Origin of the sequence: Duncaniella muricolitica, assembly GCF_910574735.1 — a bacterium.
Taxonomy (GTDB): Bacteria; Bacteroidota; Bacteroidia; order Bacteroidales; family Muribaculaceae; genus Duncaniella; species Duncaniella muricolitica.
In genome coordinates, this window is record NZ_CAJTCF010000107.1 from 1 (window position 1) to 10,128 (window position 10,128).

A 10,128-nucleotide genomic window follows, 5' to 3' on the forward strand; every position below is an offset into this window, starting at 1 on the left:
ATCTGCACATTGTAGTTGGGTGTCGCCATTCCTTCGTATCCGTCTTCCTTGGCGTGCATGATGCCGCATTCAGGATCTGTAGGCGCGACTCCGCATCTGTCGGCACATTGCTCCAATGTCTTGTCATGAGCGTCTTTGCGGTCGCATGCCTTGCGGATAGCTGTAATCTTGCCCGGGACGTTCTTAAGTCCCTCTTTTTTCGCTTTCTCTTCAATGCGGTCTGCTATTTCGCGGGCTTCTTCTTTTGTATATCTGACATGGCCGGGGCTGTTGTCTTCGGCATTGTCTCCGTTCTCAACCTGTTCAAGCAAGGCTTTGACTCCTTCCTGTATGTCTGCATCTGCCGATGCCGCGAACTTCTCGGCGTTGCTGCGCCATTTTATACGCCAGCGTGCTGAGCGTGAACGTATTGTTGATCCGTCTATGAACAGGTCTTTGGCCAGTTCTATTTCTCCTCGCTCTACCAATATCAACACCAGACGCGAGAATATAACCTTAATATATGGCATGCACCGTGTCTTGAAACGGCTGATTGTCGTATGGTCAGGAAACTGATATGATGAAAGCCATATAAGATGCGCATCACGCTGCATGGCCGCCTCAAGTGCTCGTGTGGAATATATGTTGTTCATGTAGCCGAAGAGCACAACCTTAAGCAGCATTGCCGGGTGATATGGTGGCTGACCGTCGGAGGCTTTTGAATAACTGTCATGAATCTCTTTCAGATCCATCAGGTCGACTATATCCGAAATCAGCCTTGCAGGAGCATACGCAGGGATAAAATCACCCAAATTGGGCGGAAAGAGCAGATTGTCGTTGGGTATGTAAGACTTATACATTAACTTTGTATTCACTAGTTTTGAATACCATAAAGTTACAAAACTTTATGGACATAAAAAAAGCCTCAGCTTGTGAAAGTTGAGGCTTTTGCTATTTTTTGAGGAATAGTTCTGCAACACCCTCGCATGGTTTGACAAATGGAAGCATCAAGAAAGAGACGATCAGCAAGCAATAACTGAACGAAACAAAACCACCGATTCTGAATCCGATTTAGCGGTAATAGACATAGAATTTGCGGTCAGCATAAACAAACTTTATAATAAGGCCAAAAACAGCAAAGGGAAAAATAAGGTTTGCCGTTTTGACATAATTGCGGTTGATTGCAAAGGTCAGCTGTATGTTGTAGAACTCAAGCAAAACGCAGCAGCCGATAGTAGCGACAATTCCGCCAACGTAAAGGTGCATAGAAAAGACTTTGACGATACTATAGGCAATGACATTGATTGTCTATTTGCTAAAGAAATGGCTCAAGTCATAAATGTAAAAAAGAATCTTGGATTACTTCCGAAAAATGTGGATATTGACACAACTCTTAAACCAATCTTTGCCGTCGCTTATAGCGGAAAGGACTCCGATCTATTTAATGAGAAGTATCGGAAACAAGGAATCTATGTCATTGAGGTTTTGGAAGACAAAAAATTAAGGAAATGAAAATCACAGTACATCGTGGCTCCAATCAAATAGGAGGATGTGTTACCGAATACGAGTATAATGGCTGGAAACTGTTTGTCGATTACGGCGAACAGTTGCCGGGCGTACCTATACTTGACAAAAAGTTGGAGATAGAAGGACTTACCTGTGGAGACTTATCAAAGAGTGCTCTGCTGATAACACATTATCACGGCGATCATATAGGCAAGCTTTCAGAGGTGGCTGAGGCAATTCCTGTATATATGGGGTATACCGGCTGTGAAATTTACCGCAAACTTCAGCGACGTCTCTCTTATGTTAAAGGTGAGATAGGCGAAAAAGCGCGAAAATCGCACGAGCGTGCAGGCCTAATCCACACATTTATGGAGGATGAGGAATTTTCGATTGGACCGTTCTCTATCCGACCGGTCAAGATGGACCACTCGGCATATGATTCTTATGGCTTCATCATTACTGATGGTGCAGATGAATCTATAGTATTCCATACCGGTGATTTCCGCGCTCATGGTCTTTACGGTGATGAGTTCTGGGACACCATTTCCTCTTTACCCGATGCTGACGCTGTTGTATGTGAGGCAACCAATATTGAAAGGAGTCGAGATGAAGCCGAGCCAGAGTGGAAAATAGAAAAACATTTTAAAGAACTGTTCAAGCAAAATAAATACAACTCCGTATTTGTTTCATCCACTAATATTGACCGAATTTTTGGCATCTATCGCGCCGCTGCAGAGGCTGGCAGAATTGTACTGATGGATGAATATCAGTACTACATCCTTAACTCTGTAATAGGTAAAAATGACTGGATGCGTAATGAAACCGAACGTTTTGAGTTTATAGATGAGGATGGTTCTGAAGTGTCCGATACTTATGATTTGGGTTATGAGTTTGATAAAGGCCTCCCGTTTGTTCTCAAGCTTGATAGGACGGTTAAAAAGACTTCACGTTTTTATATCCCTGCCAAGCTCAGGAAATTGATAAATTGGAAAGGTTGTGTGCTGATAGCACGTCCTACCACACAATTTGAGTCGCTTATAGAATCGTTTCCAGCGCATCAGAGCAAAAAGTATCTTTCTCAGTGGAAAGAATATTTAAATCCGGATTCACCTGCATATAATGAAGGCTGTAAGGTTCGGGCAAGTACCCGTACGCCGATTTGTTCGCAAGGTATTGCGCATCCGGCTGCGAAGTTCAGGCACACACTTCCGGTGTTGTGCGTGGGGAGTCCGACCCATCGGGGTCGGCTCATAGAGAGTCAGCCCACTCTTGGACTGTGGGTTATGTCAGCGGCGGACAAGGGCGCAACCGTCACGGCAGAGCCGATGTCGCACTCCGCTATGGTCGCGAAATTTGCCACCGCAACTTTCCTAACAAAGCTTTGTTCAAAAAAGTTCACGATTCGATGAAAGAAAATCATCCATAGCCAAAATAGTGCATGAGCGGTCATTGCTCTCTGTTGGCTCCGGACTTTTTCAGCGGCAAAGATAAAGTGTAATTTTCAATCCCGCCAAATATTTTCCGCCGGATATAGCACAAGGTTGTATATGTATCTCAGTATATACAACCGGTATAGCGATGGTTGCCTCTCAATTCTCCGGCAAAGATAATACCACCTTATCAGACTTTCCAAATTATTCCGGGCATGGTTCCCGTTATTGCATTTTGGGCCTTCTATTCCCTTATGAAGTACCCTTTATTAATCCCAAAATATGCTTATAATCCGCCAAATCTATGGTTTTTGACCCACTTTTGGCGGATTATAACGAGGTTTTGTCAAATATTATTCTTAATTTTGCACTTGAAAATAGTATATAGAGACATGATAATTGGAAGAAAGCCAGAGCAAAAAGAACTATTGGAAGCCGCGAACTCAGAATATTCTAAGTTTGTGGCAGTATATGGTCGTAGACGTGTAGGAAAAACGTTCCTCATTCGAGAGACTTTCAACTATTCGTTTACTTTCCAGCATACGGGATTGGCTCGCGGAAAAATGAAGGATCAACTCCTCAGTTTCCGAGCTTCCCTTCAAACTGGCTCTGGAAAGAAATATAACCAATTTAAGAATTGGTATGAGGCTTTTTTTGCATTAGAAGAGTGGCTCGGTTCATTACCTGAAGGAAAAAAGATTGTTTTCTTTGATGAACTACCGTGGATGGACACTCCTCGTTCCAATTTCATATCCGGATTGGAACATTTTTGGAATAGTTGGGCTTCGGCAAGAAAAGACATACTTCTTATTGCTTGTGGCTCAGCAACATCTTGGATTGTCAACAAGCTAATAAATAATCATGGTGGCCTTCATAATCGACTGACCAACAAAATCCTACTCCATCCCTTTTCGCTCTTTGAATGCGAACAATATTCAGAAGCGAATAATTTGGGGTTGAGCCGTTATCAGATAGTTGAAAATTATATGATAATGGGTGGGATTCCTTTTTATTGGAGTTTGATGAAGAAAGAGCTTAGTATGGCTCAGAATATTGATGCTTTGTTCTTCTCAAATGAAGTTGAAGGTCTGTCACATGAGTACGAACAATTGTATGCCTCTTTGTTTAACAATCCGGAACCATATATGGACATTGTATCGGCATTGGCAAAGAAAACAAAAGGATTGAGTCGTGATGAAATTTCAAAGTTGGCGAATGTGCGCACCGGAGGTGAATTGTCAAAACTGCTTAATGAACTTGAATGGTGTGGTTTTATAAGGAAATATAATAGTATTGGAAAGCACTCAAAAGATGCACTATATCAGCTGATTGACAACTTTACATTCTTCTATTTCCAATATATAAAGGGTAATAAGAACAACGATTCGCATTTCTGGACTAATAATATTGGCAGTCCCTTACATCGAGCTTGGAGTGGGCTTGCTTTTGAAAGAGTTTGTCTCCAACACATCGCTCAGATCAAGGAAGCTCTTGGCATATCCGGAGTACTGTCAAATGTCTATAGTTGGAGAACAGAAGCGAATGAGGATAAAGGCATTGATAAAACACAGATAGATCTGCTGATTGACCGCAATGATGGAGTAATCAACCTATGCGAAATGAAATTCTCCGCGCAAGAGTACGCAATTACCGAGGACGAGGAAATGAAACTCCGTCACCGTCGCGGCAACTTCATCGAAGCCACCCAAACCAAAAAGGCAGTCCATATTACGCTTGTCACTCCTTATGGACTGAGGCAAAACTCCCATTCGGCAATCGCCCAAAATGAAATTATAATGCGTCACTTATTCTTGTGATAATTTGAGGAATTATCAAATACCCTATTGATGCACTATATTTGCACTTCCTTCTAAACTAATTTTACATTCAGAACTGCCAAAGAAATCAAAATCTGCGGTAATTGTTCCACAATTATGTAATGGATTACTTCCTGTACATCCTACCATGTCACATCGATTGACGTAGTTAGATAAAATTTGAGAGTGTGGCAATTCACTGCCTGGCTTAGTTGATTTGTATACAGTTGTACATGCCAACATATTTGAATTAGGTGTAATATAGTCGAGCATTCTCTTTGAGGATTCAGAACAGTGATGTGGGATTTTCAGAAAAACCATATTACTTATTCTATCCTCATCCATAAGCTCTATTTCAGCATTTGGCAAATCTGCCCCAAACAACAATTTGTATGGACCAATTGTGATTAAAATGGAAACAGATGTTTGGTTTCGAGAAGGTGGCTGTACATTCTTGGGATCAGCAAGGTGAGCATCAATTAATCCTTTTAACTCATCAACAAATGGGGAAACCGCTTCAAATGAACAGCTAAGTTCATCAACACCCGCTATAATTTTTATACGATCAATTAATGATGACCCACCAGCAGGCACTGCGATAGGACTAAATGAACACTTCGTACGTTTATTTATTTCTCTTAATCTTTTTACGAAGTCTACCTCTCTTTTATTGGCTTGAAATGCTTTTATTGCGTAATCATCACTCCAAAATGATATTGGTGTAATAACTTTTGTATTGTCATAACTGCCGGTTGTATCATGCCGGTTTGGCGATTGACACGACCGTTAATCATGGCATCGCTCTGTGCAATCTGCTCGTCGATATTGTCATTGACACGTTGCAGAATGCCGTCGCGCACGGTCTTGGCATTGATATAGTCGCGGGCGGCGTCGATTTCTTCCTGAGAATAGAGGCCGGTCTGCGACATATCCATAAGAGTGGCAATAGGATTTCCGTCAAGAGATTCAAGTACACTTGGATCAAACATACCCTCTACTCTCTGACGCTGATACTCAAACATATTTTGTGCATCGTTCATCTCTTGTGGAGATGAAGCCTCGTAGCCATCTATATATGATTGACTGAGTTCACTGTCAATTTCCATTTCGATAGATGGAGTCATTTCGGCACCTTCCTCATCTTCTACACCACGACTCTGCGCCATAGCACCGAGATTGAGGCCACGGAGATTAAGGCTACGCTCCATATAGCCCAAGACTGCGGTACGCTCTTCATCTGAAAGATTGGGGTCATTGACCATGCTTTCAGCGAGTGCTCCCATATCATCGTTGGTAGTGCTGTCGATAATCTCACGGATAGGCTCCCAACGTTCAGGAGTGAAGATTTCAGCGGCTTTGCGGTCGGCTTTGTTCACCTGATGTTTCATGCTTCCATAAGCGATGCCAGATAGGGTGTATTTACCTGCTCCCATAAGACCCATAGAAAGAGCCATGCCACCCCAGATATCACCGTGAAACTGCCCTGTAAACAAAAGATTCTTGCGCTCGTAGACGGGGTTACCTTGCTCGTCGAGTACCTGATTACCCTGCTTGTCATAGACAGGCACGTTGGTATATGCGTCGTCGAGATTGAGCATAGTGCGCCAAAGCTGGCCGTAATATTCTTCGCTGACCTCGCCAAAGTAGTCAGAAACACCGAGGCGTTCAAACTGTTTGCGGGTGGTAGCAAGGATTTGGCCGTAGCTTGACGCATTGGCTCTCGCAAGCATACCGCTGATACGCTTACCGCCGAAAGTCTTTGCAAGAGCCGGTACAACGCCGTCGAGGTGTGCGCCGAACATTTCCGAGTAGTTCTCTATGATTGCGTTGGCCTCACCCTGCCATATTGCACTTCCCCAAGTTTTATCGTTGGAGAAGTCATAGTTGCCATTGGCATCGACAACTACATCACCGAGTTTGCGATCGATAATATCTGCGGTGGTCTTGCCGATCTGCACTGTATTGGTCATAAGCGGAGCACGAATAAGCAAGTCATCTGCCGTTGTGCCAAGAGCCTTGATGGTCCAATTCTCTGCCATGCGGCCAATGCCACGGACTCCGTATTTCTTTGCATAGGCTTTCACTCCTAACTCGGTCATTTCCTTAATGGCCGCTTCTCCTATTGGTTTTGCAGTGCTACGAGCAGCGGCCTTTCCGGCCACGTTGATTACTTCGTAACCACCACCTGTAAGAGCAAAGTCAAGCATGAACGATGGCATATAGCCTGTCATAACACCGGCCCTGTTCCAGAAAGACGCATTACCACCATACATTTCTTCTACTTGCTGTTTGTCATGTATGGCCTTAAGCATTTCTTGACCGGCTTGTTTCTCGCCTTCAGTAGCGTCTGGGGCAGAATATTTGTCGACATTAAGCATGGTCATAGCGTCCATTAGATCACCTGTACCAAAATCCCAGGTGCGGCTGTCGCTGACAACTCGACCGAACCCACGCCAGAAGCCGACATCCTTACCAATCTGCCTGTCACGTTCCTCGTACAAGTCCTTGAGCTGCTCTTCCCTTTGCCGGATGGCGACACGCAGGGCAGAGTTCTCTTTGTCTGACATCTGGCGCGGGACGTATGTATTCGCGGCGAGGACAGCAGCAAGAGGAGCATCGTTCTTTTTATAGTCATCTGCCCATTCTCCATGCACACGACCCTTGCTATCTTCATACTTCCTTTTCAGTTCTGCGAGTTCAGCTTCAGCACGGCGAATCTGTGCACCCACCGACATATCGGCAGAGGCTATTGCTTGACGGAAATTGAATGTAGACATATCGGCCGCAGTCTTGCTCGTCGTGCGGTCTCCTGTAGGTGTGAGATATGTTTTCTCCATTTTACCGGTTTCAGGATTGAGTACCGGCTTACCTTCGACAGTCTGAAAGCCGAAGCCACGATTACCGCGGTAATACTCCGAAACATTCTCCATGCGCTCGCGAGTCTCGGCAAACATTGCATCGGTCTGTGCTTGCACTTGATTGAGTTGTCGTGATATGGCGATCTTCTCCTGCTCGGTAGGTTGCCACGGCTTATCTTCGATAGCTTCGCTTGTTGTCGTGTACTTGTAGCCGCGTTGCTTGCTTCGGTCATGAGCGACTGATAGATCCACATGGCCGTCGAAGTCGGTGCCGTCATCCTTTTTGCCCTGCATATAGACGCGGAGAGGTGCGCCGGGGTTGGCTGCTGCCCAACCGGCGAGACCGCCGGCGGCATTTACCTCGTCGGTCGACACTGTGAAGTCCTTGCCGCCACGGCGCAGTTTGAAGTATTGGGCTGAGGTAGGAGTAGCCGGTGGCGGTGTAGGAGTAGCCAACGTATCGACAGGGGTAGTAGGAGCGGCAGGGCGTTCAGGTGCGAATAAAGTATTGGCAAACGATTCATATGTATCAGGAACGTCGTAATTGTTCTCTTTTAGAGAATTATAGAGCGTCATACGATTATTTGTCCCCTCATTGCCTGATGCATTTAGAGTGCGCTCAAACGACTCGTATGTGTCGGGGACATCGTAATTATCGGCTTTAAGCGACTCATATAGAGTGTAAAGAGGTGATTTATTATCTTGTGCCATAACACTTTACTATTTCCATTTTACATTTGTTTTCTTTTTCTCCTTGGGTGGCTCTTGCTGTTGTGGCTTCTCGGAGTGACCCTTTGCCGGTTTGGTCGTGTTCGATGATGTTGTGCTTTTGGTGTTGCCGCGGCGGTCTTTTTGCTCTCGCTCAGTAACAACTTCCTGCGTAGCCTCGCTCCATGTGCCATGATTGAGGGCATTTTGCCGCATAGCCTCGTATGATGAAGCGTAGTGAAGATTGCCATCGCGGTCGTACCACGGATATTCAGGTGCTTTTCCACCGCCGCCACGGCTACCTGAACCAATCGGACGGCGATAGTTATTCTTGTTGATACGCGACTGCCAATAGGCTTCGGCATAGTCAGCCTCAATACGCTTGGCCTCGGCGGCGGCTTCCTGTTGATTGATTTTGCCCTGCATCAAGTCCATGCGGAGTTGAGCCATAGCAGCATCACGGTCGGCCTTGGCTTGCGCACGAGCGTCGGCGGCTTCCTTGTAGTGGTCGGCCACTTTCTCACGCTCTATTGTGTGATTCCAATTCCGCTCGTCTCGTGCGTCCTCAGCATCCCAGCGCATAGCACGCATGAATCCTTCCATATATTGCCGCTGATTATCCTCCCGGTCTTTCTTCAGTTGGTCGAAACGTGCTTTTGTGGTTGCGGCCATACCTTTCGAGGGGTCGAAAGCGTTGGGTGCATACTGTGTAGTGAAGTAGAGATTGCTCATAGCCGAGATACCCTCGCCGATAGCGGCGAAGATTGCCTCTCGCTTCTGCTTCTTGCGCTCCTTTTCAAGTTCCTCAGGTGTCGGGGGCTTATACGGCGACATCTGCTGGAACATTTCAACGTAGGACAGCTTCTTACCTTCGGGGGCTGTCTGCTGTTCATCGACAGGGGTAACATGCTCGGTATCGGTGGCCGTTTGAGGATTGGCGACATTGACAACGCCACGCTCCACGACCTCGCGGGCATTCTTGGGATTGTTCGGTTCGCCCTGTGCGGTTGTAGTGTCATAGCTGACACTCTCAACGCCGGTAGGCTCATCAGTGGCCACAGGGAGCTGTGGTTGCACAGTCTTAACCGGTGCAGTCGGTTGTGTGGCTTCATCAGCCCACGTCGTCTGCACCGGTCCTTGACCTCTTGCTAATATTTCTTCGGGTTTTACTGCCATAGTCGTTAAAGTATTCCCGCGATGTTAGCACCGGCCTGTGTCACGCCCTGAATGGCCTGTGATATATTGGCCGCTTTCTTCTGCTCAAGGTCGTTGAGTGCTTGCTGAATGTTCGCGTCGTTTTGTTGATATTGACTCTCAATAGCATCCTTTCGAGCCTCGCCGTTGACAGCGATGTTGGTAGTTGCAGTAGCAAGAGCCTCGTTGTTGGCTGCTTTCGCCGCTGCTACGCTTTCTTCTGTGCCGCCCATGACAGCCTGAACACCGGCAGCTTGTTTGTTGCGGTTACGGATAGACTCCTCGGTCCTCGTCAGGATTGCCTGTGCATCGGCCCTCTGGGTTGCGTCCTCATTATAGCGTCGATCATACCAATCCTGATTTTTGCGCCTCTGCTCCTGCAAATTCTTTTTAATACGTTTCATGGCTTTAGATGCAGATATGCCGCCGAAAATACTCCCGACAGCTCCTAAACCTGCGCCGATTGCGCCGCCTAATACGCCCATATACTGAATATCATTAGTGTCCACTAAAAAATCATAAGAGTACTTTGAAATTATTGAAATTCAATTTGTTGTGAGCGTTTTTGAGATGCGACGATTTGAAATTAACTTTGCAGTCTGAATCAGGCTGTTATGTTAAAAGACAAGTACGTTT

General features: G+C 45.8%; 8 protein-coding genes. 3 read left to right on the forward strand and 5 right to left on the reverse strand.

Annotation, left to right across the window (positions count from 1 at the left end; translation table 11 throughout):
• Positions 1-854 (reverse strand): transposase (locus QGT73_RS16015; RefSeq protein ID WP_280123109.1); only part of this gene is annotated, 854 nt, incomplete at its 3' end.
• A 448-nt stretch (positions 855-1,302) separates the two neighbouring features.
• Between QGT73_RS16015 and QGT73_RS16020 the strand changes: the two genes are divergently transcribed.
• From QGT73_RS16020 to QGT73_RS16030, 3 genes are all read left to right on the forward strand, one after another.
• Complete coding sequence (locus QGT73_RS16020) at positions 1,303-1,491, forward strand: hypothetical protein (RefSeq protein WP_280123110.1); 189 nt, start codon at positions 1,303-1,305, stop codon at positions 1,489-1,491.
• Positions 1,488-2,894 (forward strand): MBL fold metallo-hydrolase, encoded by a 1,407-nt coding sequence (locus QGT73_RS16025; RefSeq protein WP_280123111.1) that lies wholly within the window; start codon positions 1,488-1,490, stop codon positions 2,892-2,894. The genes QGT73_RS16020 and QGT73_RS16025 overlap by 4 nt, the downstream gene beginning before the upstream one ends.
• A gap of 413 nt (positions 2,895-3,307) precedes the next feature.
• Entirely contained in the window at positions 3,308-4,732 is a 1,425-nt protein-coding gene (locus QGT73_RS16030) for an AAA family ATPase (protein WP_280123112.1), read from the forward strand.
• 24 nt (positions 4,733-4,756) lie between these two features.
• Here QGT73_RS16030 and QGT73_RS16035 read toward each other — a convergent pair whose 3' ends face one another.
• The 4 genes from QGT73_RS16035 to QGT73_RS16050 all read right to left on the reverse strand — a co-directional run bounded on the left by QGT73_RS16035 (position 4,757) and on the right by QGT73_RS16050 (position 9,896).
• A complete protein-coding gene (locus QGT73_RS16035; protein ID WP_279111396.1) occupies positions 4,757-5,326 on the reverse strand; it encodes a ComEC/Rec2 family competence protein in 570 nt (189 codons plus the stop codon).
• Between the two features lie 92 nt (positions 5,327-5,418).
• The gene (locus tag QGT73_RS16040; RefSeq protein WP_279111394.1) at positions 5,419-8,301 is read right to left on the reverse strand and encodes a hypothetical protein; all 2,883 of its coding nucleotides are present in this window, start codon (positions 8,299-8,301) and stop codon (positions 5,419-5,421) included.
• Between the two features lie 9 nt (positions 8,302-8,310).
• Positions 8,311-9,474, reverse strand: a complete 1,164-nt coding sequence (locus QGT73_RS16045; RefSeq protein WP_279111392.1) for a hypothetical protein — start codon at positions 9,472-9,474, stop codon at positions 8,311-8,313.
• Positions 9,475-9,479: 5 nt separating this feature from the next.
• Positions 9,480-9,896, reverse strand: coding sequence for a hypothetical protein (locus QGT73_RS16050; protein WP_280123113.1), 417 nt, complete (start codon positions 9,894-9,896; stop codon positions 9,480-9,482).
• Between the last annotated feature and the right edge of the window lie 232 nt (positions 9,897-10,128).

Excerpts from the sequence above, each read along its gene's own strand:
- QGT73_RS16025 (WP_280123111.1), top strand. The coding sequence starts at position 1,488 with ATGAAAATCACAGTACATCGTGGCTCCAATCAAATAGGAGGATGTGTT.
- QGT73_RS16030 (WP_280123112.1), top strand. The coding sequence starts at position 3,308 with ATGATAATTGGAAGAAAGCCAGAGCAAAAAGAACTATTGGAAGCCGCG.
- QGT73_RS16040 (WP_279111394.1), bottom strand. The coding sequence starts at position 8,301 with ATGGCACAAGATAATAAATCACCTCTTTACACTCTATATGAGTCGCTT.
- QGT73_RS16045 (WP_279111392.1), bottom strand. The coding sequence starts at position 9,474 with ATGGCAGTAAAACCCGAAGAAATATTAGCAAGAGGTCAAGGACCGGTG.
- QGT73_RS16020 (WP_280123110.1), top strand. The coding sequence starts at position 1,303 with ATGGCTCAAGTCATAAATGTAAAAAAGAATCTTGGATTACTTCCGAAA.
- QGT73_RS16050 (WP_280123113.1), bottom strand. The coding sequence starts at position 9,896 with ATGAAACGTATTAAAAAGAATTTGCAGGAGCAGAGGCGCAAAAATCAG.